Consider the following 21799-nt stretch of genomic DNA (forward strand, 5'->3'; position numbering starts at 1 on the left):
TTCAATCGATGTGACTATCACAACAAGCAATATCTTTATGAACATCTTCAAGCACTACATCAAACATCGTTAATAAATCACGTACTAATTGATTACGCACACGATAGTGTACATATTTTCCTTCTTGTCTTCCGACAATAAGTCCGCACCCTCTTAAACATGCGAGATGTTGGGATATATTTGACTGATTGCCTTCAAGCTCCTCAACAATTTGGGAAACTGTTTTTTCCTCTTCTTTAATACTTTCAAGTATCTGAACTCTTGTCTTATGAGAAAAGCCTTGCAGAAACTTCATCTTTGTATCTATATCAACTTTTAACATCTACATCCTCCATTCATATTAGAACTTACTAATATGTTTTGTTAGTATCATATTAGTAAATTCTAATATGTAAGTCAAACTTCTATTTTTGAACATGCTTTGAACAATCCCTTTTATAAAGCTATAAATAAAAGTTTGATGGTAAAATTAAGATTATCTAAAGAATGGAGAGGTGTTCTAATGAAAAAATCACCGTTTAAATTAATTGTGATTGCAACATTGATCATTGTTGCATTAGTTGTTGCTTTAGTCGTCATCAATAATAATAAATCTGATTCAAATGAAGAAGTGACATTTGAAAAACAACCATCAATCGAAGGGCAACCTACATTAGGTGATGAGAATGCACCTGTAACAGTAGTAGAATTTGGAGATTATAAGTGTCCTGCATGCAAGGCTTGGGGAGACAGTGTTTTCCTTCAGTTAGTAAATGACTATGTTCATACTGGAAAGGTGAAATTTTCTTTTATTAACGTGCTATTCCATGGAGAAGAGTCTGAATTGGGGTCCTTAGCAGCTGAAACGATTTATAAACAAAACCCGGATGCCTATTGGGAGTTTCATTTAAAACTTTTCGACGCACAACCAAGCGATGATCATAATAGCAAATGGCTTACGATGGAAAAAGTAATGGAAATAGCAAATGGAATTCCTGAAATTGATGCAGAGGATTTAGAAGCACAGATTGAAAACAATTCCGAAATGGATGAAGTGAATAAAGACACTGAATTAGTAACCGAATTCAACGTGGAACTTACACCTACTATCATGGTAAATGAAACGATGATAGAAGATCCATTCGACTACGAGGCAATTAAAGAAGCAATAGAAAGCGAACTAGAGGAAAATTAAGATGATGAAAATAGACTTGTCACAGTATACACTTTATACAGCTTGGCTAGTGTCTATCGTAGCTACACTCGGCAGTCTTTACTTTAGTGAAATTCGAGGCTTTATTCCATGCGAACTTTGTTGGTATCAGCGGATATTGATGTACCCTTTGGCGGTGATTCTCGGAATAGCAACATTCCAAAATGACCGTTCGGTTAAGAAATATATATTGCCACTGGCAGTGATTGGCTGGTCCATTTCGCTCTTTCATTATTTACAGCAGAAAGTTCCGGGTTTTGCAGCAATAAAGCCATGCGCTAGTGGTGTGCCATGCAGTGCTGAATACATTAATTGGCTAGGATTTATTACGATTCCGTTCTTAGCATTAATCGCATTCACCTTAATTGTAGTGTTCATGCTATTAACTCGAAAAGCGCGATGAAATTCGTTTATCCTTAACTAAACTGTAAGTGTCACATAGAGTAAACTGGGAGGGGGAAGTCTATGAAAGAGTGGCAAGGTTCCGCTGGTATTTGTCTTAATGAGATGGGAGAACTATTAATGGTGCTACAAGGGACTCCCGAAGAGGAAAAAACTTGGTCTGTCCCATCCGGAGGTAAGGAAAAAGACGAAACGTACGAAGAATGTTGCATGAGGGAAATTGCGGAAGAGACAGGATATGAAACAGAAATCATTGAAAAGATTAAGGTGAAAAAAGAAAAATATCCTGAGTTTGATATTTCCGTTGAAGTCCATTATTTTTTGGTTAACATTATTGGCGGAAGAAGAATAATCCAAGATCCGGACCATCTGATTCACGACATTGCTTGGAAGAGCGTACATCAGCTAGAGACGTTGAAATTATCCTTTCCTGAAGATAAAGACTTTTTGAGAGATTACATCAAGAGACATTCGACTTTAAGGGGAAAGCAAAGTAGAGAACAGGCATAAATGGCCTGTTCTCATTTCCATGAAGGAAAAAGCTGTTCCCTCACGAATGCGCGAATCGAATGGATACTGGAATTATCCCTGCTCGGATGCACTCGGTTGGTCAGAAGGATCATATACATGTTTTGCTTTATATCCATCCAGATTGTTGTGCCTGTAAATCCATAGTGGCCAACAATAATACTTTCTTCACATTCGTGATAGATTTGCCATGCCAAACCTCTAGCTTCGTTCAATCCTCTTGTATAATTGAAAAATGAGCTGGCAATCAAATCTTTGGGAATAATGGATTTTTCATCATGTTTTAAGGCATCTAAGATCATGCTGCACATTTTACCAAGATCTTTTGCTGTAGAGAAAGTCCCGGCATGACCTGCAATTCCTCCCAGTAGTTCTGCATTTTCATCATGGACAATTCCCCGCTTAACCATTTTTCGATCAGGAAGATATTCTGTTGCAACGACACGGTCAATTAAACTGCTGTCAGGATTAAAAGTGGTATCCATCATTCCTAGAGGCTTCCATATTTCTTTTTTGAGAAATGCATCAAGACTCATTCCAGCAGCCTTTTCAATCATGTCCCCCAACAATACAAAGCCACGGTTACAATATTTCACTTGTTCGTTTGGAGGATAAGTTAAGCCATCAGCCAATATTCCTTTTAAGATGGTTTCTTTATCTTGACCGTATTGTATCAGATAGGTCCGTTCAGAGAGACCTGAAGTGTGGGTCAATAACTGTAAAAGGTTGGTATCTTGAAGTGTTGCATTAATATGGTAATCGTAGAAGTGGGGTATTCGATGTTGGAGTGTAATTAATTTCTGATCTAATAAAAGCATGGTTGCCGGCCAAGCAGCGATTATTTTAGTTAGAGAAGCAAGGTCAAAAATTGAATCTTTCTTCATCGGAACTTGAACAGGGGTAATTTGGGCATAGCCGTACTCTTTATGAAAAAGCACGTTTTTATCCTTTGCAACTAAGATGACAGCTCCAGGGATTTTCTTTGATTCTATGGTCTCTTTCAGGAAGGAATCAATGCTTTTCATGGTTTCATCCATGTTCATTTCAGACTCATTGCTAACCAATGTTAGTCCTCCTAGTACTATAAAAATCGTTTTCTTATTTCAGGAGATGGTATGGCACAGTTGTCTTTTCTCCCAAACCATTTGTATCGATTTTTAGCGAATTTGTCATAGAAAAAGTCCCGAATTGGACGAGGCAGAATAATGAAGATATAACATAGTTTCCATAAACCCTTTAACTGTTTAGCAATCTGTAAGGTGGCAGTCGATTTCTGATAAGCTCTTTCTCCTGAGATAAGTACAATGCTATCGTTATCTTCAGGAATAAGGTGTGATGCTAAAAGTTCTTTGCCTGTTTCACTTTGTAGAGAAGCAAAATTAAAAACAGCTTGAGGATCCCGCTTTATAATGAATTGCACACTACGATCGCAAAAATTGCATTCTCCATCAAATAGGATAATCTGTTTGATTGGCATCGAACATCCACCTTTATGATTTGTTATTTCCATTATATGTTTTTTACATTATTTCTACAATGGGTTATTCACCATATTATCACTTGTAAAAGCTGTACTACTCATTTATTATTGTATATATATAACACTTCTTTTGTTTGACCGGCAAATTAATTGCGATATAATAAGGTGAAACAAAAGCTATGTTGAATACATGGCAATTTAATGGAAACGCTGTTAATAAAGAACTTTTATAATATAAAAAACCTATGTATGAGAGGAATGGAATGATATGGCACAACAAATTGGTGTAATCGGCTTAGCGGTAATGGGTAAAAACTTGGCTTTAAATATTGAAAGCAGAGGGTATTCTGTATCGGTGTTCAACCGAACATTTGCAAAAACCGAGGAATTCTTGGCAAATGAAGCAAAAGGCAAGAATTTCGTTGGAGCGGAGACAATTGAAGAATTTGTTAACTCCCTTGAAAAGCCGCGTAAAATCATGTTGATGGTGAAAGCAGGCCCGGCTACCGATGCAACAATTGAGTCGTTGCAACCTTATCTAGAAGAAGGCGATATCCTGATTGATGGCGGGAATACGCTTTATGAAGATACAATGCGCCGTAATAAAATGCTTGACGAAACAGGTATCCACTTTATCGGTACGGGAGTATCAGGTGGGGAAGAAGGTGCTTTAAATGGACCATCCCTTATGCCTGGCGGACAAAAGGAAGCATATGAACTTGTTGCTCCTATCTTTGAAGCAATCTCCGCAAAAGTAGATGGAGATCCATGTGTTACTTACATTGGACCAAATGGTGCGGGACATTTTGTGAAAATGGTACATAACGGAATTGAGTACGGTGATATGCAACTCATTGGTGAGTCATACTTCATCTTGAAATATGTTCTTGGTATGGAAGCGGAAGAGCTTAGTGAAGTATTTACAGAGTGGAATAAAGGCGAATTGGATAGTTATCTGATTGAAATTACTGCAGATATTTTCACGAAGAAAGATGAAGAAACTGGTCAGCCATTAGTGGAAGTCATTATGGACAAGGCTGGTCAGAAAGGTACTGGTAAATGGACTAGTAAAAATGCACTTGATTTAGGGGTTCCACTTCCATTGATTACGGAGTCAGTATTTGCACGATTCATTTCATCTTTGAAGGACGAGCGTGTAGCGGCAAGTAAAGTATTATCTGGTCCATCAGCAACGAAATACGAAGGTGACCGTACAGAGTTGATTGAAAAAGTCCGTAAAGCTCTTTACATGAGTAAAATCGTATCCTATGCTCAAGGATTTGCCCAAATGCGTGCAGCATCTGAGGAGAATGATTGGAATCTTGAGTTTGGTGACATTGCGATGATTTGGCGTGGAGGATGTATCATCCGTGCAAACTTCTTGCAAAAAATCAAAGAAGCGTACGACCGTGAGCCGAACTTAGCTAACTTGATGCTAGATCCTTACTTTAAAGAAATTGTAGAAGGTTATCAAGAAGCATTACGTGAAGTAGTTGCTTTGGCTATCCAACACGGAATTGCTGTGCCGACATTCTCAAGTGCAATTGCATACTATGACAGCTATCGTGCTGCTGATCTGCCAGCAAATCTTATCCAAGCACAGCGTGATTACTTTGGTGCACATACGTACGAACGAAAAGATAAAGAAGGTACATTCCATACAAACTGGTTTTAATTAAAAAGTGAGTCAATCATACGTTGATTGGCTCACTTTTTTGTGAAAGTAAAAAGCATGAATCGGTGTTTGCTGATTCATGCTTGATTTTAATGAAAATGCTTGAAATCCCTGATTCTCTTCAATTAACATTTACGCTATAACTTTTTCTTTTGGAAATATTACTTCATCGACTTCAAAGAAGTTTTGAATGGCGAGTGCGCATGCACCTAGTACACTTGCATCTTTTCCTAAATCGGACAGGACAATTTGTTGATAAACACTTACTGAAGAGCGTAGATTTTCTTCAATTTCCTGAATTGCGTTTGGATATAGCTTTAACAATTCACTATTTATAATCAACATCTCCGGGTTATATGAATTGATCATATTATTTAGTCCGATTGAAACATATAGAATAAAAGTTTTCATTATGTCAATGGTGGTGGAATCATTTGCTTCGATTAATTGTCTAATATCTTCATAGCTTAAATTCGGACGGTCCAGTCTTTCCATTAACTGAGAAAAGGCGACAGGTTCCGCGGCGTAAAGTTCCCAACATCCTTGGTTTCCACACTTACACTCGCCTCCGTAAGGGGAGATAATCATATGTCCAATTTCCCCAGCATACCCATCACGTCCTTTAATGAGTTTTCCATCATTTATAATTCCTGCACCAATACCTGAGCTGAGCACGATTCCTAATATATTATCGCTTTCTGGAAATTGGTAAACCCTTTCGGCGTATACAGATAGGTTAGCGGTATTTTCGATTGAAATATTCATATCGATAACACGTTCAAGATCCGCTTTTAAATCCTTATTCGTCCATTCCAGTCTCGGAATAAATTGAATCCATTCGTCATTATTTACAGTACCATGAACACCGATGATTGTTTGAACAAGCCCAAAATGACATGCGGAATATTTTTGTTTGTACTTTTGAATGTGTTCACTGAGGATTTCAACGATTTCCTCATAAACCTCAGTATCTATTATTTCTATTTCTGTTTCGATTAGATTTCCTTGTAGGTCAGATATACGATATTTAATTTCCTTATAATCAAGATCGATGCCTAAAACATAGCCGGCACTACCATTAATCGATAGCATGATTGGTCTTCTTCCAACAGTATGGTGTTCCATCTGTGTTTCGGTTATTAGCTTTTCATCGATCAATTCAGCAACTTGGGCTGAAATGGTAGCTTTGTTTAAACCGGTAATTTTAGAGATTTCCGCTCTTGAAATCAGTCCATGTTGAATAATCTTTTGTAAAATAAGTCCTCTATTTAGTTTTTTTATGTATGCACTATCCCCTGTAACCATGTTGTATCCCCCTTTTATGTATGACAATATTCTATCTCCCATTATTTGTTTAGCGAACAAATAATACAACATGCCATTTTAAATTTATCACTATGATAACAGGTTGTAAAGGCTTTCAAACTGTAACGTTATTTACTAATACCATTATAGCAAATAATGAACTATGTAATGTGGAATCAAGTGAAATAATAGTGGAACATTAGATTAGTTTATTATTATATTCCAAACAAAGTAATTCAGAAAATATGGTGCAAAGGGCATCTCCTTGTTTGAACCTACTATTATATTTATTGAAATATAACCTCTGATACATCAAGGAAGTTTTGAATAGCTAGCGAACATGCTCCTAATACACTCGCATCTTTGCCTAGATTAGATAAGACGATTTTTTGATAAATACTAACAGATGAACGGAGGCTTTGTTCTATTTCTTTAATTGCATTCGGGTAAAGCTTTAATAATTCGCTGTTAATAATTAATTTTTCAGGATTATAGGAATTAATCATATTATTTAATCCAATCGATACATAATGAATAAAGTTTTTCATGATTTGTTTTGTTGTAAGGTCGTTCGCCGCAAGTAATTTCTTTATATCAGCATAGTTTAGATATTGTCGATCAAGCTTCTTCATTAACATATGGTACACCGCAGGTTCTGCAGCATAAAGTTCCCAGCAACCGTGGTTACCACAACTGCATTTATTCCCATAAGGGGAAATGATCATATGACCAATTTCTCCAGCATAACCATCATGGCCTTTGGTTAGGCTCCCATCACTAATGATTCCCGCACCTATCCCGGAACTGAGTACGATTCCTAATAGGTTATCACTCTCTGGATATTGATAAACTCTTTCAGCATATACGGAGAGATTGGCAGTGTTTTCGATAGAAACAGTTATGTCAATTGCACGCTCAATATCTGCTTTCAGATTCTTATCGGTCCATTGTAATCGAGGGATAAATTGAATCTGTTCATTATTATTTACGGTACCGTGAACGCCGATAATTGTCTGCACAAGTCCGTAAGTACAATCGGCATAATCATCTTTATATTGCTTGATTTCTGCTATAAGGATATCGACAACTTCTTCATACCGCTCTGTGTCCAATTCAGCGGTTTTCGTCTCTATTAAATTGCCTTGCAGACTGGAAATGCGATAAATAATTTCTTTATAGTCAAGGTCGATTCCAAGTACATAACCGGCTCTGCCATTAACTGAAAGCATAATAGGCCTTCTGCCTACTGAATGATGCTCCAGTTGGGTTTCCTTAACGAGATTTTCATTGAGCAAATCAGAAACTTGTACGGATACAGTCGCTTTATTCAGACCTGTTATTTTAGCAAGTTCCGCTCGAGAAACAAATCCGCGCTCAATAATCTTTTGTAAAATAATCCTTCTGTTTAATTTCTTTATGTATGCGCCATCCCCTGTAACCATGTTGTTCCTCCCCCATTTAATAAAAATGCCCCTTTTATTGATCGCTCAATACAAAAGAATAAGCACAATAATTTGCAAAGGCTTTCATTTCGTTTAAAAGTTGCAAATCAACTTGAAAAGTAAAGCGTTTACATGTACTATGAATATAGAACATTTTTGTTTGTTTGGCAAACAAATAAGACGTTTTGAAAAATAAATGGCTATAAGGAAAGGCAGGAGAACAATGAAAACGTTTATAACCGATGATTTTTTATTGTACAATGATACCGCCCGTAAGTTATACCACGATACTGCTAAGGATTTGCCTATTATTGATTATCATAACCATTTAAACCAACATGAAATACTTGCAGATAAAAATTATGAAAACTTAGCTGAAATTTGGTTGGGTGGAGATCATTATAAATGGAGAGCAATGCGTGCGAATGCAATTTCCGAAGATTACATAACTGGTGATAAGCCCGCTTATGAAAAGTTTCTTGCTTGGGCAAAAACAGTACCTAATACACTAGGTAATCCGCTATATCATTGGACACATTTGGAACTGCTCCGCTATTTTGATATTGATGAATTACTAAATGAAAAGTCAGCTCCAGCCATTTGGGAAGCGGCTAATGCAAAACTATCGACTCCGCAAATGTCTGCAAGAAACCTACTGAAAAACAAAAAAGTGGAATTTGTTGGAACAACGGATGACCCAACAGATGATCTAAAGGCGCATCAGGCACTCGCAAAAACGGATTATTCTGTAACAGTCTCTCCTTCCTTCCGCCCGGATAAAGGGTTAGCGATTGAAAATGAAGACTTCCTTCCATGGGTGGAAAAGTTGGAATCTGTAACAAATCAATCCATTGAAAACTATGATGCATTTCTCGATGCTCTATCCAGTCGTGTCGATTACTTTGATAAGCATGGCTGCCGTAGTTCTGATCATGGAATTAATGTGATATTTTATGAGAATGCAACGAAAGATGAAGTAGCCGGAATCTTTACGAAACGATTGAAGGGTGAATCCTTAACAGCAGCTGAAGTTGAACAATACAAAACGTATACCTTAGTATTCCTTGGAGAATTATATGCTGATAAAGGCTGGGCAATGCAGCTGCATATTAATCCACTGAGAAATAACAGCACACGTATGTTTAAGTTGTTAGGACCAGATACTGGCTTTGACTCCATTGGAGATCACTTGCTGGCAGATAAGCTTTCAAACTTACTTGATGCGATGGACGTTAAGGACAAACTTCCTAAAACGGTTCTATATAGTTTAAACTCTCGTGACAATAATATACTGGCTGCCATGGCTGGAAACTTCCAAAGTGATGAGGTCCCTGGAAAGGTTCAATTTGGAACTGCATGGTGGTTTAATGACACCATCGATGGAATGGAAGATCAAATGAAAACATTAGCGAATATTGGACTTATTAGTAACTTTATCGGAATGCTTACTGATTCTAGAAGCTTTCTTTCTTTCCCAAGACACGAATACTTCCGAAGAATTTTATGTAATATCTTAGGGGCTTGGGTAGAGGAAGGCAAGGCGCCGAATGATTTAGAACTATTGAGTACATACGTGCGCAATATCTGCTATGAAAATGCAAAGCGCTATTTCAACTTCGAACCTAAAAGCAACTAAAATTGGTCAAGAAGTTGCGTTTATTTCAATACGTAAACAAAGTGAATAGTTTTTTACTATCTGAACAAGGACCAATGCATCGTTTGAATATGCGTTAGTCCTTGTTTTGAACTCGAATGCAGCATCTAAGTCCTATACTTTACGTCTTTTGTTTGTTGCGATAAATGCCAATTTTTAATTGACGATATATGTATAAAGTGTTAAGGTATATTTGTAATTAATTTATCCGGTAAACAAATTAAATGAGCTCAAAATTCACTTTTTTGAGAGAAATGAAAGGGATTACAATAACCCCTTATAAAATACCCGATGTAAGGGTATACGATTATAATAAGATTAATGAATGATAAACTGGAGGTCGTGAAAAATGGGTATTCTCCATGAATTACTGAAAGATATTCCGATACCAAAGATGGCGAAGGTCCGTCAATCGTTTTCAGACGAGAAAATTGAAGATGTACCGGGAACTCTGAAACAGGAATTGGAAAAAGAAGGCGTCGCTGAATTTGTGAAGCCGGGAATGGAAATCGCAATTGCTGTTGGTTCAAGAGGAACTGATAGATTAGTGGATGTCACACGAGTAACGGTTGAATTCTTAAAAGAACTTGGTGCAAAGCCATTCATCGTTCCGTCAATGGGAAGTCATGGCGGTGCTACAGCTGAGGGCCAAAAGGCAGTGCTTGAGCATCTTGGTGTGACAGAAGAGACGGTGGGAGCGGAAATCCGTTCATCAATGGAAGTCATCCAGATTGGGCAATTGGAAAATGGATTACCGGTATATATTGATAAATTTGCATCCGAAGCAGATGGAATTGTTGTCATTAACCGTGTTAAGCCTCATACGGCATTCCGTGGTCCGGTTGAAAGTGGAATCATGAAGATGATCAGTATTGGGCTAGGAAAGCAAAAAGGTGCAGAAGCCTGCCACCAAATGGGCTTCAAGTACATGGCGGAAAACATTCCAAAGATGGCGAGGATTGCTTTGGAAAAAATGCCGATATTATTTGCTGTAGCAACGGTTGAGAATGCTTTTGACAAAGTGGCGGAAATTGCCGTGCTTAAACCAGAGGAAATTGAAGAGCGGGAAATTGAATTGCAGAAGCTCGCGAAAAAGCTATTACCGAAACTGCATTTTGATAAAATAGACGTCCTGATTATCGATGAGATTGGAAAAAACATCAGTGGGGATGGAATGGATCCGAATATTACGGGGAGATATCCGACACCATACGCTTACGGCGGACCTGAAGTAACGAAAATGGCAGTTCTCGATCTTACTTCTGCATCAGAAGGAAATGCGAATGGAGTTGGGACTGCTGACTTTACAACAGAACGACTCGTGAATAAAATGGATCGCCACGGAACATATGCAAATGGTTTAACATCAACAGTTGTTGGACCTACCCATATCTCAACTACATTGGAAAACGATAAGCAAGCCTTCCAGGCGGCAATCAAAACGGCGAATATCCTCGATTTTACAAAGGTGACCGTTGTCCGAATCAAGAATACGTTGGAATTGGCTGAAATAGAAGTATCCGAAACACTGCTTGACCATGTGAAGGACCATCCGGAACTTGTACAAATTTCTGATGTATATGAATTGGAATTTGATGAGAACGGAAACCTATTTTAATTCATAAAACTCTTTCATGCTTCATTGGAGCGGGTTGTGGCTGCGCTAAAAAGATTCGTGAAATTTTTATCTAAATGATCCGAGAAAAACTAGAAAAGGTGAGGGAAACGATGACAAACTTATTTGATCTAACAGGAAAAACGGCAGTTGCTTTTGGTGGAAACAGTACATTAGGCAGCGCAATCGCGAAAGGCTTTGCGGAACAAGGAGCACGAGTTGCAATCGTAGGAAGAAACCTTGAAACTGCAAAAGAAGTTGCTGAAGAAATTAAAGCAGCCGGTGGAGATGCAGCTGCTTTCTACGGAGACGTAAGCAAACTTGAAACAGTTACAGAAGCTGCTAATCAAATTGAAGAGTGGGCTGGTGGCTGGGATATTCTCTTGAATGCCCCGGGGAAAAATAGCTCTACACCATTTTTCGATCTTACTCCTGAAGAATGGGATGACATCATGTCCGTCAACTTGAAAGGCCTTGTATTTACAACACAAGTCTTTGCTAAGAAAATGATTGAACAAGAAAGACCAGGAAGCATCATTAATATTTCTTCTGTATCTTCTGGTCCACCATTATCACGCGTGTTTACGTACTCTACTTCAAAAGCTGGTGTAAACAGTGTGACACAGTACTTGGCTCGTGAATTTGCTCCACACGGTATTCGGGTTAATGGAATCATTCCAGGTTTCTTCCCGGCTGAACAAAACCGTAAAATCTTGGATGAAGAACGAATTGAAAACATTATGCGCCATACACCAATGAACCGTTTTGGTGAAGCGGAAGAGTTAAAAGGAGCTGCCATTTACTTAGCTTCTGATAAAGCATCATCTTTCGTAACAGGAACCTTCGTACGTGTAGATGGCGGTTACGGAAGCATGACAATCTAATAAAGCGTACGAAAACGGGTCTTTTCAATCCATACTTCGTTACGTAGACGATTTCCAACCCCTGACCACAAAGGGTTTAGAAGAAAGGTTTTGAGGGAGGCGTAACTTCTTCAAAGCCTTTTCTATTGCGGCGATATGAAAATCATCAACTATATCATGTAATATTTATATGAATACAAATTTACGTGGGGTAGCTCCTCGAATAACGTATCCCACAATCTAAAGGATGAGGACAATGAAAGAAAAACTAGTTATTGGTTTAGATATAGGAACAACTAGCGCAAAGGCTGTTGTTTTTGATAAAAAAGGTAAGCTGATCACGGAAGCGGAAGAGCTTGTAACTACATATTATCCGAAACAAGGTTATGCAGAACAAGACCCTAAGGAAGTTGAGGCAGCTGCAAGAAAAGTGATGAAGCAAGTCATTGGCTCTGTGGATGAATCCAACTATGAATTGGTGGCAACAGGTTTTTGTACTGCTATGCATTCCTTGATTTGTGTGGATGAAAAGGGAGAGCCCTTATCCAATATGCTGATTTGGTCGGATGGCCGCGCGAATGCACAGGCAGAACGACTAGAAGCTGAAAAAGGCAAAGAGATTTTTTCGCGGACTGGAACTCCAATCCACCCAATGACTCCACTAACAAAGTTAATATGGATGCGGGAAAATAAAGATTCTGCTTACGAACAAGCAACGTATTTCATGACAATGAAAGAATATCTAGTTTATCATTGGTTCGGAGAGCGTGTGATTGATTATGCAATGGCTTCTTCGACAGGTTTCTTCGATGTTAGTAACAGAGTATGGGATGCTGAGGCATTGGAGCTCGCTGGAATAACTGAATCCCAGTTAGCGGATGTTGTAGAGCCGACATGGGAGTTATCCGAGCTAGTCCCAGAATTGAAGGATGCTTTGGATGTACCGGATGGTCATAGATTTATTATCGGCTCTGCGGACGGCCAGCTTGCGAATCTTGGAAGCGGTGCAACATCAACAGGTGAGGTTAATATTTCTGTCGGTACGAGTGGAGCGATTCGACAATTTGTCGAAGGTGCACCAATCAATGAGAAAATGGAGACATTCACCTATGCATTTTCCAAGGATACATCGATTATTGGCGGACCTACTAATAATGGCGGTATTGTACTGCAATGGTTTAAGGACGTAATCAAGTTTCCTGGTGACTATACAGAACTGATTGAAGAAGCTAAGGATGTGCCGGCGGGAGCAAACGGTATACTTTTTCTTCCATATGTTAATGGAGAGCGTGCACCACTATGGAATCAGCAGGCGTCAGGGAACTTTTATGGGCTTCAAGTCGAGCATACTCGTGCTGAAATGACACGTGCAGTCTTGGAAGGGATTGCTTTTAACATTTACCAAATCAACCGTTCATTGGAGACATTGGCCGGAAAACCGAAGAAGGTTACAGTGAATGGTGGTCTGACCCGTTCTTCAATCTGGGTACAAATACTAGCTGACATTCTCGGTGAAGATCTCTACTTCTCAGAAACTCACCACAATGCAGCTTGGGGTGCAGCGTGGGTAGCGCTTGTCGCCATTGGAGAAGCGTCATCGTTCCGTGCGATTAAAGAGAACCTACCTGGAGAAATAAAAATCACCTCCAATAAACAAAATCATGAGCTATACCAAAAAGTTTATCAAAGATATGAAAAGCTTGGCCAAGCTGTCACTGCTTTATTTGATGAAATCTGATGGATTTATGGGGAACCAGCTTCTTATGAGAAGAGCTGGTTCTTTTTATTAATCATAAGGACTACTTTCCTATTATTTAGAAAAATTGCTACTTTACATAGAAATTCCTCTGTATTTCAGTTAAAATGTAAGTCATACACTAATTTAACTGAAAAAGGAAGTCGAAGCATGCCTTATCATGTTCAGCTATTCAAATTTTTTACTTCAATTTACGATCATATTTTCCGTATCAAGCGTGCGGAAAAGATAACGAATCTATGGAAAACGAGTTTATTACTTATTCTCGCCTCAGCGTTAATCTATGGTTGGATGGCTTATTTAGGAATTGGATCAACCTTTCTTTCGAGCAGTATGGCATATCTAAGTTCTGGCGAATATGAAACTAGCAAACTATGGTTTTTGCTTGGAAGAGTAGTGTATGGTGCGTCGTTTGCTGCAGCAGTACTCTTTGTTCCCAGTATGATTTATCAACTTATAACAGGAATACCATATCAGAAGCTAATCATCATGCAACAAATTGTTCTATCTGTCTTGCTGTTGGAGCGCTTGATTTGGATTCCGATTGCAATATTTATTGGTTTGGATTGGTATGTGTCACCTTTATCCTTTGGAGTAATAGCGTCGTATATCTTTGAAATTGAATGGTTTATTTATTTCTTTGGAGCGATTACCCTTTTTCAATTGTGGACTATTTGGTTTCAGTTTCGTTTCTTGCACGCTATGTCTGAAAATGAGAAGCGAACGATCTGGATATTTATTATCTTGTTGCATTTGTTAGGCTGGGTCCTTGCAGCAACCATTTCTTTTACGGATTCTTATATGATAAGTAGGTGGTTCGAATGAGGAAAAATCGGTGGCTTCAGTTAGGAATCATCTTATTTATAGCAGTTAATTTATTCCTCGTGCTCCAGGATGACGAAATGAAAATTGACCGTATTTCATATGTAAATGATTGGTCAGCGAGTTTTACAGCAGACCTGAAAAACGAGATGTACAAGCCGGTTGTTTTGTCTGCGGCAAATGAAGAACAAATTTATTTTGATCGTAGTAAAGGGATATTTCAAGAGTTTCTCGTCTCTGAAGGAGATGAGGTGACGGAGGGAACGGGCCTATATACGTATCGGGTGGAAAATTATTATGAAACCGAGGCGGATTTTCTTCAACAAATAGAGCGGGTAAACGGAGAGATTGAAGCACTTGAGTCGGCAATTTCTCAAATTGAGAACTATGCAATCCCTTCCAATGAATTTAATCCTTCCAGTTCCGTGTTAATTACTGAAGAGGATATTTTTGTTGAAATCCCTGAGTCGCAATTGGAAGCCGAGTTCATGAAAGAACAGTATTTGGTAGAAAAAGAGCATGAATTGACTGCGAAAAATCTGGAACTTACCTCGTTGGAGAATCAGTTGAGTGAACTCCGGTCAACAGGTGACATGCTGACTGTTGAAAGTCCATATGCGGGAATAATCAAGCATATTTCGACCGAACTTGCAGATCCCCTCATTATCATCGAGAGTGTCGAACTCCAAGCTTCTGGGAATCTGACCGAGGTGGAAAGGACGGAGGTAAAAGAGGGAATGCCAGCAGTATTACAGCTCGAAAAATCGGCCGTAATGCTGGAGGGTGTCGTAGATTCACTGGCTCATTCCCCTGCATCTTTAGAGGTTGATGAAGAGAGTAATTATAAGTTTACTGCGACCTTCACAGAAGGGCTTGAAGATGAGGAAACAGATGAAGACACAGATACAAATGAAGATGAGGAAACAGATGAAGACACAGATACAAATGAAGATAAAGAAACAGATGAAGATACAGAAACTGATGTAGAGTTGTTGCCGGGCTACCACGGGACATTGATGATTACGTTAGAGGAATCCATTGGGGCTGTTGCAATTTTTGAAAATGCATTCATTGATCACGGTGTCTGGCAAATGAATAATGATGGAACGTTGCAACGACGTGAAATAGAAACTGGTCTATTTGACGACCATCAAGTCGAGATCATAAATGGACTCGAATCAGGCGTAAATGTTGCCGCTGGACCTGTGAAGCAATTACGGAATGGGGCAACTTTTATTACGCCAATTCAATGGCGAGAGCTGAATCGAGGATCTCTTTCACCAGATCGACCAGAGTGGAAATCGTTTGTAAGTGGCATATTATCCAGATAATTACCCCATTGACAAGTGCAATGGGGTTGGCTTTTTCTATTAAATGTTCGCAGCTTTATGCAACTCAGCGGAACTTCTGATTTTATAACGGTGATAGATAACAGTTAGACTCGCGCCTAGCATTAAAATCAGTCCCGTTAAGAAGAACCAGACCATTAATATAATCACTCCTCCGAGTGTGCCGTAGGTGGCAGAGTAATTTCCAAAGTTGCTGACATAGATGGAAAAACCGAATGAAATAACTTGCCAGAGTAAGCTGGCAATGATAGCCCCTGGTAGAATATGTTTGAAGGAGATTTTTTTATTCGGGGCAAAACGATACAACATCACGATGAATGTTGTCAGGACAACGATACTGATTATCCAGCGGAGGACTTGTAACAGGATCCCCATGCCGACTGTAATACCGGTAATGTCGCTTACCAGCTGTAAAATAACATCACCCAAAACTGGTAATGCTATAGCTACCACAACAGCTACAATTAAACCGATGGTGAGTCCTAAAGAGATGAGGCGAACGACGATAAAAGAACGGGTCTCTTCAACATCAAAAGCTTCATTGGAGGACTTAATAAAGGCGTTGATTCCATTGGATGCTGACCAAAGTGCACCAATAATCCCGATGGTAAGTAACCCTCCCCGAGGTGTTTGAACGAGACTAACAATATTTTCTTCAAACAGAGAAGCGATTTCCGCTGGTAGAATGGTTGAGAAGACTTCCATCGCATCATCAGGAGAAATATTAAAATAAGGGATAATTGCAAATCCTACAATTAATAATGGAAAAACCGCCAATAAAAAATAATAAGCTAAAGCAGCTGCCAAAAGAGTGATATTATCTTCTTTAATTTTTTCCGAAATAACTTTTCCATAACGTTTAATCTTATTCATGATTATCACGACCTCCAGTTAGCTCTTGCCCTCGTATGTTATAAACTATATACCCTGCCTCGTCTAAAATAATCTTTTTCTTTACAGGGGATAAAAGAGTTCTGTTCCATCGTTAAACGTTTTATTTAATTAATCTAGTGGTATAATATCTCTATAAATATGTGTCGATGTATTTGGATGCTAAAGGAGGGAATAGTACTTATGGGACTAATTTACTTAAGTGTTTTACTAGTAGCCATCGCATTTCTAATCGTAGTTATTTATCTCTGCTTTGTCCTGAAGCGTGTAACGAATACAATGAAATCACTTAGTGTGACATTAGGTGAGGTTGAAAAGCAAGTGCAAAAGATTACTCCTGAGCTTTCCGCAACGCTAAAGGAAACGGATTCCTTAATGGATGATGTGACAGAAAAGGTTCAAGCTACCGACAGTGTGTTTGATTCTGTTCAATTATTGGGCGAGTCCATTCAATCGGCTAATACAGCATTTCAAAATAGTTTTGGCAATTTAACGGATGAAGAAATGGATAAAAAGGTGAAGCCGTTTATTGAAGGAATCAAATGGAGCGAGGTAGGCTTAACATTATTCAATCAGTGGAAAAGTAAAAAAACAAATGATAGAAATGAACTGATGATCCGAGATGACAATGAAATAGCAGTAACAGGGAGAGAGGGATAGAAATGACATTAGTAGGTATCGGAGTATTATTAATCGGAGTAGCATTTTTTATCTTAGCGATTTTCTTAGGGCATACATTAAATAATCTGGCTGGCGTCCTCGGTGGCATTGACAAGACAATGAAGCAGCTTCCTGAACAATTGGATGATGTGATGACTGAAACGACTAATATGATACGTGAAAGTAATAATACACTAGCAGATGTAAATGAGAAAATGACTCAATTAAGTCCGCTATTCTACATCGTAGGAGATGTAGGGAACGCGACAAGAAAATTCACTTCTTCTTTAGTTGATGTAACGGAAACGATGAAACAAAAAACAGAAGAAGGTAAAGGAATTGCTGATAAAAATAAAATTGGAGGACTGTACGGTTCTTTTGCATTAGGCTATTATCTGTTGAAACGTCGTCAGCAGTTCGCGGGAGACCGTACTAAAGGGGAATTCACAGGTGGAAATTAAAGGCCGTATTTTTTCTCTTGTTGGCGGACTTCTCAGTGGTATAGCCATTGGAGTTTTTTCAAATTATCGAGATCGCAAAACCGTTGAACCGTCTATCCTCGATAAAGCTAGAGCGTTGGAAAATAAGATTTATCAAGATGGTGAAAAGCAGGCATTGTTGCTTGCAAAAATAAAACAAGAAGCAAAGCTTAAAGCAGCAATGAATGCAGAGCGTGAATGAAGTATGAAATGCATGGTGATTACACCATGCATTTTTTTGTGTTTACGAGAGGGCGCTTCCTAGAATAATCACTGGAGTTGTATTAAATGTAATTTATATATTGCATTATTCCATATATATGTTATATAAAGTAATATATAAATGACATTCGAGAGGAAATCACATGTGGAGAATAAAGTAAAAGTGGCGAGGGTGCAAGCTGATCTTACGCAGCAACAGTTGGCAGATAAAGTTGGTGTCACTCGTCAGACCATCAGTTTAATTGAAAAAGGGAAGTATAATCCAACCTTGAAATTATGTTTGGCAATCTGTCATGCAGTTGATAAGACGCTGGACGAAATTTTTTGGTTAAATAAGGAGAGTGAGAAAGATGGAAAAAATTAAAGATGAACGGTTAAAGTTAAAAAATCTGGAAAACATTCGTATCGCTTTTATTATTCAGACCTTTGGTATTGTCGCTATTTTAGTGTTTGACTTCGTTTCAAAAGGGATGGAGGAAATGACTGGTAATCCCTTGTGGATTGTATTTCTAATAACGATGGTTGCATTTTCCTACCTGTCAATGAATATTAGTATTGAATACGAAAAGCCGAGGAAATCACCTAAAAAGAGCTTAGGTATTTGGCTGAGTGTTTTAGTATTTCTCAGCATCCTAATTGGTTTTTTGAGTACAATTGGCGAACAATATACAGCCGCAACAGGAGTAATGGTGGGAGGAATTATCTTCATTTGCGGACTTATTCCTGCTCTGTATATTTACTATTTACGAAAAAAGAACAGGGAGGAATAACAAAATAGATCAACCAGAGCTGGACTCTGATTGATCTATTTTACTGTTGTGATTCCTGGGTAACAACAACTTTTCTCTCATTATTAAATTCCTTAGCCTTTTGGAAAACCATAGCTCCCAATGTTAAAGCTCCATATAGACCTTCCAGGTTCTTTCTTGTAGCAAATGTTCCAGTATCTTTATCCTCAAATTCCTCAACTGCATTCACCATGTTAGCTGATAGATGATGCGTTGCTCTTCCAACGTCACCTACGAGGTAAAAAATCGGAGTCAGTTCTTTCAATTGAGTATTGATCTGTTGAAGTGTATCTACTCCTGTATGCAGTGCTTGATTTGCTTGCTCGCTTACATTGTTTACTGTGTCTGGCAAGCCTTCTGTTGTTTCTTTCACATCTGATAAAATGGCAGAAACTTTGTTAATTGGTCTGATTAAAATAACTGTTCCTGCCAATAGGGCGATTCCGATGATGATTAACCCAATACCTACCCAAATCATCGCAAAACTCCTCTCAACCGGTTTTATAATTTCTTACCACGACATGTCTTAGTATAAACGTTCTTCCTTTAGCATACCACATTTCCATAGTCATAAACCGTTCTTATACTCCATAAAATTTAAATAAATGCTTTCAAAGGGTGGCGTCAGGATGGAACGTTATTACAAGATAGGAATTTGGTTATTTGGTTTAGGTGCACTTGCTTATTTAATTCAATTACCAATACAGCAAACCGACACGACTTGGGCATCATGGTCCCTTCCTTTATCGGGAAAAGTCATTGTTCTTGATCCGGGACATGGTGGACCTGATGGTGGGGCAGTTGGGAAGGATGATACGCTGGAAAAGGATATTGCTCTTAATGTGTCCAAACAATTACAGCGCTATTTGCAGCAAGCTGGAGCCCTTGTTTATTTAACCAGGGAGACAGATCAAGACTTGGCAAGTGAGGATACAAAGGGTCTTTCCCGGAGAAAATCAGAAGATATCCGCAATCGACTTGAATTTATTGAAAGTAAGGATGCTGATTTTTTCCTTACGATCCATTTAAATGCACTTCCATCAGAAAGGTGGCGTGGAGCACAAACGTTTTACTATCCAGCTTTTGATGAAAATAGACATCTCGCTCGGATGGTTCAAGCGGAAATCCGCCGTAATTTAGAAAATACAAATCGGGAAGCATTGCAAATTGATGGGATATATTTGTTGAAGCATTCTGAGACCCCAGGTGCACTTGTTGAGATAGGTTTCCTATCGAATGTGGAAGAGAGAGAGCTCTTGAAAAGCGAGGAATATCAGGAGCAAATGGCTGCCAGCATTTATCAAGGGATTTTACGTTACGTTACAGAAGAGATAGAGGAGGATTAGTGTAACCGTCACCAAACAAGCTAATTCCTTAGGTTTTTGCAGGATTATGTTATACTTATTTGTATACATACATATGCAAAATAAGGATGGTGACTATATGCTAACGAAAGAACAAGTAATCGAGCTCTTAGGTCCAGTGAGGGATCCATTTTTACATACGACACTAGCAGAAACAGATGGAATCAAGGGTGTTACAATAAAGGAAGATAAGAATCATGTCAGTGTGAAAATTGGCATTTCTAAAATGAATACAGGCGAACAAATGCAAATGCAACAAGAGATTGTTGGCATTTTAAAGAAAAATGGGGCAAATACAGTAGGTTTACGCTTTGAGCAACTTCCAGAGGAAGTCATCCGTAAATATCAGCCGGCGGTTGAACAGGCGCAGGAAGCTTCACTTATGGGTGGTAATACTAATACGAAGTTTATCGCGGTTGCATCAGGAAAAGGTGGCGTTGGTAAATCAACCGTTACCGTTAACCTTGCTGTAGCGTTGGCAAGGCTCGGTAAAAAAGTCGGGGTAATTGATGCCGATATCTACGGGTTCAGCGTACCGGATATGATGGGAATCGAGAACCGCCCGGTCGTACGCGGAAAGAAAATCATTCCTGTTGAACGTTTCGGTGTACAAGTGATTTCCATGGGCTTTTTTGTAGAAGATAATTCACCGATTATTTGGCGTGGTCCAATGCTAGGAAAAATGCTGAATAGCTTTTTCTCTGAGGTGGAATGGGGCGATTTAGACTACCTACTGCTCGACTTGCCTCCAGGAACTGGTGACATTGCGATGGATGTCCATGAACTGCTTCCTACATGTAAGGAGATTATTGTGACTACACCTCACCCTACTGCTGCCTTTGTTGCGGCACGCGCAGGACAAATGGCATTAAAAACAAACCATGAAATCCTTGGTGTAGTGGAAAATATGGCTTATTTTGAAAGTAAACTCACCGGTGAGAAAGAATATGTATTCGGTCAGGGTGGCGGACAGAAGCTTGCTGAAGTGCTTAAAACAAAAGTACTTGGTCAACTTCCGCTACAACAGCCGTATATGGATGAAGAAGTGTTTGCTCCATCCGTATACCAAGAAGATCATCCGAACGGCCAAGAATTCCGCCGAATGGCTGCAAAAGTTATTGCTAAAATTGAGGAAGAATAAATTAGCGGGCATCATTTAAAGCAAATTATATATATTACGATGAAAAAAGCACTGCAAATGAAGTGACCTAAAAGTTAGACACGGTTAATTCATTATGCAGCTTGCTCAAAATGAGTTCGGTATTGTACCGGACTCATTTTTAACTTTGCTTTCAACCGTTTCGTATTATAG

At 38.8% G+C, this 21799-nt stretch carries 25 protein-coding genes; 17 read left to right on the forward strand and 8 right to left on the reverse strand.

The window, feature by feature from the left end; genetic code table 11:
- Position 1 precedes the first annotated feature (1 nt).
- The gene (locus tag ACFSBH_RS16905; RefSeq protein WP_251516437.1) at positions 2-322 is read right to left on the reverse strand and encodes an ArsR/SmtB family transcription factor; all 321 of its coding nucleotides are present in this window, start codon (positions 320-322) and stop codon (positions 2-4) included.
- 180 nt (positions 323-502) lie between these two features.
- Between ACFSBH_RS16905 and ACFSBH_RS16910 the strand changes: the two genes are divergently transcribed.
- The 3 genes from ACFSBH_RS16910 (at position 503) to ACFSBH_RS16920 (ending at position 2104) form a co-directional block, all read left to right on the forward strand.
- Positions 503-1174, forward strand: a complete 672-nt coding sequence (locus tag ACFSBH_RS16910) for a DsbA family protein (RefSeq protein ID WP_251516438.1) — start codon at positions 503-505, stop codon at positions 1172-1174.
- A gap of 1 nt (position 1175) precedes the next feature.
- Positions 1176-1595 carry a disulfide oxidoreductase gene (locus ACFSBH_RS16915; RefSeq protein ID WP_379598724.1) on the forward strand — a complete coding sequence of 140 codons (420 nt, stop codon included), beginning with the start codon at positions 1176-1178 and terminating at the stop codon, positions 1593-1595.
- Positions 1596-1657: 62 nt separating this feature from the next.
- Positions 1658-2104 carry an NUDIX hydrolase gene (locus ACFSBH_RS16920; RefSeq protein ID WP_251516439.1) on the forward strand — a complete coding sequence of 149 codons (447 nt, stop codon included), beginning with the start codon at positions 1658-1660 and terminating at the stop codon, positions 2102-2104.
- Between the two features lie 11 nt (positions 2105-2115).
- Here ACFSBH_RS16920 and ACFSBH_RS16925 read toward each other — a convergent pair whose 3' ends face one another.
- Together ACFSBH_RS16925 and ACFSBH_RS16930 are read right to left on the reverse strand one after the other, a co-directional pair.
- On the reverse strand, positions 2116-3186 hold the full coding sequence (locus ACFSBH_RS16925) for a serine hydrolase domain-containing protein (protein ID WP_251516440.1): 1071 nt from the start codon (positions 3184-3186) through the stop codon (positions 2116-2118).
- A 17-nt stretch (positions 3187-3203) separates the two neighbouring features.
- Entirely contained in the window at positions 3204-3593 is a 390-nt protein-coding gene (locus ACFSBH_RS16930) for a thiol-disulfide oxidoreductase DCC family protein (protein WP_251516479.1), read from the reverse strand.
- 277 nt (positions 3594-3870) lie between these two features.
- Here ACFSBH_RS16930 and gndA point away from each other — a divergent pair, with 277 nt between their 5' ends.
- The gene (gene gndA / locus ACFSBH_RS16935) at positions 3871-5277 is read left to right on the forward strand and encodes an NADP-dependent phosphogluconate dehydrogenase (RefSeq protein ID WP_251516441.1); all 1407 of its coding nucleotides are present in this window, start codon (positions 3871-3873) and stop codon (positions 5275-5277) included.
- A 132-nt stretch (positions 5278-5409) separates the two neighbouring features.
- Here gndA and ACFSBH_RS16940 read toward each other — a convergent pair whose 3' ends face one another.
- Together ACFSBH_RS16940 and ACFSBH_RS16945 are read right to left on the reverse strand one after the other, a co-directional pair.
- The gene (locus ACFSBH_RS16940; RefSeq protein WP_251516442.1) at positions 5410-6582 is read right to left on the reverse strand and encodes an ROK family transcriptional regulator; all 1173 of its coding nucleotides are present in this window, start codon (positions 6580-6582) and stop codon (positions 5410-5412) included.
- Positions 6583-6869: 287 nt separating this feature from the next.
- Entirely contained in the window at positions 6870-8024 is a 1155-nt protein-coding gene (locus tag ACFSBH_RS16945) for an ROK family transcriptional regulator (RefSeq protein WP_251516443.1), read from the reverse strand.
- Between the two features lie 223 nt (positions 8025-8247).
- Between ACFSBH_RS16945 and uxaC the strand changes: the two genes are divergently transcribed.
- The 6 genes from uxaC to ACFSBH_RS16975 all read left to right on the forward strand — a co-directional run bounded on the left by uxaC (position 8248) and on the right by ACFSBH_RS16975 (position 16065).
- Positions 8248-9660 carry a glucuronate isomerase gene (uxaC, locus tag ACFSBH_RS16950; protein WP_251516444.1) on the forward strand — a complete coding sequence of 471 codons (1413 nt, stop codon included), beginning with the start codon at positions 8248-8250 and terminating at the stop codon, positions 9658-9660.
- A gap of 367 nt (positions 9661-10027) precedes the next feature.
- Positions 10028-11296, forward strand: coding sequence for a nickel pincer cofactor-dependent isomerase, group 22 (locus ACFSBH_RS16955; RefSeq protein WP_379598728.1), 1269 nt, complete (start codon positions 10028-10030; stop codon positions 11294-11296).
- A 110-nt stretch (positions 11297-11406) separates the two neighbouring features.
- Positions 11407-12177, forward strand: coding sequence for an SDR family oxidoreductase (locus ACFSBH_RS16960; RefSeq protein ID WP_379598730.1), 771 nt, complete (start codon positions 11407-11409; stop codon positions 12175-12177).
- Between the two features lie 235 nt (positions 12178-12412).
- Entirely contained in the window at positions 12413-13894 is a 1482-nt protein-coding gene (locus ACFSBH_RS16965) for a gluconokinase (protein WP_379598732.1), read from the forward strand.
- Positions 13895-14062: 168 nt separating this feature from the next.
- Positions 14063-14737, forward strand: coding sequence for a hypothetical protein (locus ACFSBH_RS16970; RefSeq protein WP_379598734.1), 675 nt, complete (start codon positions 14063-14065; stop codon positions 14735-14737).
- The gene (locus ACFSBH_RS16975; RefSeq protein WP_379598736.1) at positions 14734-16065 is read left to right on the forward strand and encodes an efflux RND transporter periplasmic adaptor subunit; all 1332 of its coding nucleotides are present in this window, start codon (positions 14734-14736) and stop codon (positions 16063-16065) included. Before ACFSBH_RS16970 ends, ACFSBH_RS16975 begins: the two co-directional genes overlap by 4 nt.
- 39 nt (positions 16066-16104) lie before the next feature.
- Here ACFSBH_RS16975 and ACFSBH_RS16980 read toward each other — a convergent pair whose 3' ends face one another.
- Positions 16105-16956 (reverse strand): YihY/virulence factor BrkB family protein, encoded by an 852-nt coding sequence (locus tag ACFSBH_RS16980; protein ID WP_251516456.1) that lies wholly within the window; start codon positions 16954-16956, stop codon positions 16105-16107.
- Between the two features lie 201 nt (positions 16957-17157).
- Between ACFSBH_RS16980 and ACFSBH_RS16985 the strand changes: the two genes are divergently transcribed.
- The 5 genes from ACFSBH_RS16985 (at position 17158) to ACFSBH_RS17005 (ending at position 19105) form a co-directional block, all read left to right on the forward strand.
- Positions 17158-17634, forward strand: coding sequence for a DUF948 domain-containing protein (locus tag ACFSBH_RS16985; RefSeq protein ID WP_379598739.1), 477 nt, complete (start codon positions 17158-17160; stop codon positions 17632-17634).
- Between the two features lie 2 nt (positions 17635-17636).
- Entirely contained in the window at positions 17637-18095 is a 459-nt protein-coding gene (locus ACFSBH_RS16990) for a DUF948 domain-containing protein (RefSeq protein ID WP_379598741.1), read from the forward strand.
- A complete protein-coding gene (locus tag ACFSBH_RS16995; RefSeq protein WP_251516462.1) occupies positions 18085-18315 on the forward strand; it encodes a hypothetical protein in 231 nt (76 codons plus the stop codon). The genes ACFSBH_RS16990 and ACFSBH_RS16995 overlap by 11 nt, the downstream gene beginning before the upstream one ends.
- Positions 18316-18480: 165 nt before the next feature.
- The gene (locus ACFSBH_RS17000) at positions 18481-18699 is read left to right on the forward strand and encodes a helix-turn-helix transcriptional regulator (protein WP_379598743.1); all 219 of its coding nucleotides are present in this window, start codon (positions 18481-18483) and stop codon (positions 18697-18699) included.
- Entirely contained in the window at positions 18686-19105 is a 420-nt protein-coding gene (locus ACFSBH_RS17005; protein ID WP_379598745.1) for a hypothetical protein, read from the forward strand. The genes ACFSBH_RS17000 and ACFSBH_RS17005 overlap by 14 nt, the downstream gene beginning before the upstream one ends.
- Positions 19106-19145: 40 nt before the next feature.
- On the opposite strand, the gene ACFSBH_RS17010 is transcribed toward ACFSBH_RS17005, so the two are convergent.
- A complete protein-coding gene (locus tag ACFSBH_RS17010; RefSeq protein WP_251517507.1) occupies positions 19146-19601 on the reverse strand; it encodes a DUF948 domain-containing protein in 456 nt (151 codons plus the stop codon).
- A 151-nt stretch (positions 19602-19752) separates the two neighbouring features.
- On the opposite strand from ACFSBH_RS17010, the gene cwlD reads away from it, so the two are divergent.
- Positions 19753-20469 carry an N-acetylmuramoyl-L-alanine amidase CwlD gene (gene cwlD, locus ACFSBH_RS17015; RefSeq protein WP_251517505.1) on the forward strand — a complete coding sequence of 239 codons (717 nt, stop codon included), beginning with the start codon at positions 19753-19755 and terminating at the stop codon, positions 20467-20469.
- Positions 20470-20566: 97 nt separating this feature from the next.
- Complete coding sequence (locus tag ACFSBH_RS17020; RefSeq protein ID WP_251517502.1) at positions 20567-21628, forward strand: Mrp/NBP35 family ATP-binding protein; 1062 nt, start codon at positions 20567-20569, stop codon at positions 21626-21628.
- A 92-nt stretch (positions 21629-21720) separates the two neighbouring features.
- On the opposite strand, the gene ACFSBH_RS17025 is transcribed toward ACFSBH_RS17020, so the two are convergent.
- Positions 21721-21799, reverse strand: a 79-nt coding sequence (locus ACFSBH_RS17025; RefSeq protein ID WP_379597901.1) for an IS3 family transposase, incomplete at its 5' end; no start/stop codon positions are given.

The sequence above is a fragment of the Oceanobacillus luteolus genome, assembly GCF_042678205.1.
GTDB lineage: Bacteria > Bacillota > Bacilli > Bacillales > Amphibacillaceae > Oceanobacillus > Oceanobacillus luteolus.

Coding starts and splice junctions, on each gene's coding strand:
- ACFSBH_RS16905 (WP_251516437.1), bottom strand. CDS start 322: ATGTTAAAAGTTGATATAGATACAAAGATGAAGTTTCTGCAAGGCTTT.
- ACFSBH_RS16910 (WP_251516438.1), top strand. CDS start 503: ATGAAAAAATCACCGTTTAAATTAATTGTGATTGCAACATTGATCATT.
- ACFSBH_RS16915 (WP_379598724.1), top strand. CDS start 1,176: ATGATGAAAATAGACTTGTCACAGTATACACTTTATACAGCTTGGCTA.
- ACFSBH_RS16920 (WP_251516439.1), top strand. CDS start 1,658: ATGAAAGAGTGGCAAGGTTCCGCTGGTATTTGTCTTAATGAGATGGGA.
- gndA (WP_251516441.1), top strand. CDS start 3,871: ATGGCACAACAAATTGGTGTAATCGGCTTAGCGGTAATGGGTAAAAAC.
- ACFSBH_RS16940 (WP_251516442.1), bottom strand. CDS start 6,582: ATGGTTACAGGGGATAGTGCATACATAAAAAAACTAAATAGAGGACTT.
- ACFSBH_RS16945 (WP_251516443.1), bottom strand. CDS start 8,024: ATGGTTACAGGGGATGGCGCATACATAAAGAAATTAAACAGAAGGATT.
- uxaC (WP_251516444.1), top strand. CDS start 8,248: ATGAAAACGTTTATAACCGATGATTTTTTATTGTACAATGATACCGCC.
- ACFSBH_RS16955 (WP_379598728.1), top strand. CDS start 10,028: ATGGGTATTCTCCATGAATTACTGAAAGATATTCCGATACCAAAGATG.
- ACFSBH_RS16960 (WP_379598730.1), top strand. CDS start 11,407: ATGACAAACTTATTTGATCTAACAGGAAAAACGGCAGTTGCTTTTGGT.
- ACFSBH_RS16965 (WP_379598732.1), top strand. CDS start 12,413: ATGAAAGAAAAACTAGTTATTGGTTTAGATATAGGAACAACTAGCGCA.
- ACFSBH_RS16970 (WP_379598734.1), top strand. CDS start 14,063: ATGCCTTATCATGTTCAGCTATTCAAATTTTTTACTTCAATTTACGAT.
- ACFSBH_RS16975 (WP_379598736.1), top strand. CDS start 14,734: ATGAGGAAAAATCGGTGGCTTCAGTTAGGAATCATCTTATTTATAGCA.
- ACFSBH_RS16980 (WP_251516456.1), bottom strand. CDS start 16,956: ATGAATAAGATTAAACGTTATGGAAAAGTTATTTCGGAAAAAATTAAA.
- ACFSBH_RS16985 (WP_379598739.1), top strand. CDS start 17,158: ATGGGACTAATTTACTTAAGTGTTTTACTAGTAGCCATCGCATTTCTA.
- ACFSBH_RS16990 (WP_379598741.1), top strand. CDS start 17,637: ATGACATTAGTAGGTATCGGAGTATTATTAATCGGAGTAGCATTTTTT.
- ACFSBH_RS17005 (WP_379598745.1), top strand. CDS start 18,686: ATGGAAAAAATTAAAGATGAACGGTTAAAGTTAAAAAATCTGGAAAAC.
- ACFSBH_RS17010 (WP_251517507.1), bottom strand. CDS start 19,601: ATGATTTGGGTAGGTATTGGGTTAATCATCATCGGAATCGCCCTATTG.
- cwlD (WP_251517505.1), top strand. CDS start 19,753: ATGGAACGTTATTACAAGATAGGAATTTGGTTATTTGGTTTAGGTGCA.
- ACFSBH_RS17020 (WP_251517502.1), top strand. CDS start 20,567: ATGCTAACGAAAGAACAAGTAATCGAGCTCTTAGGTCCAGTGAGGGAT.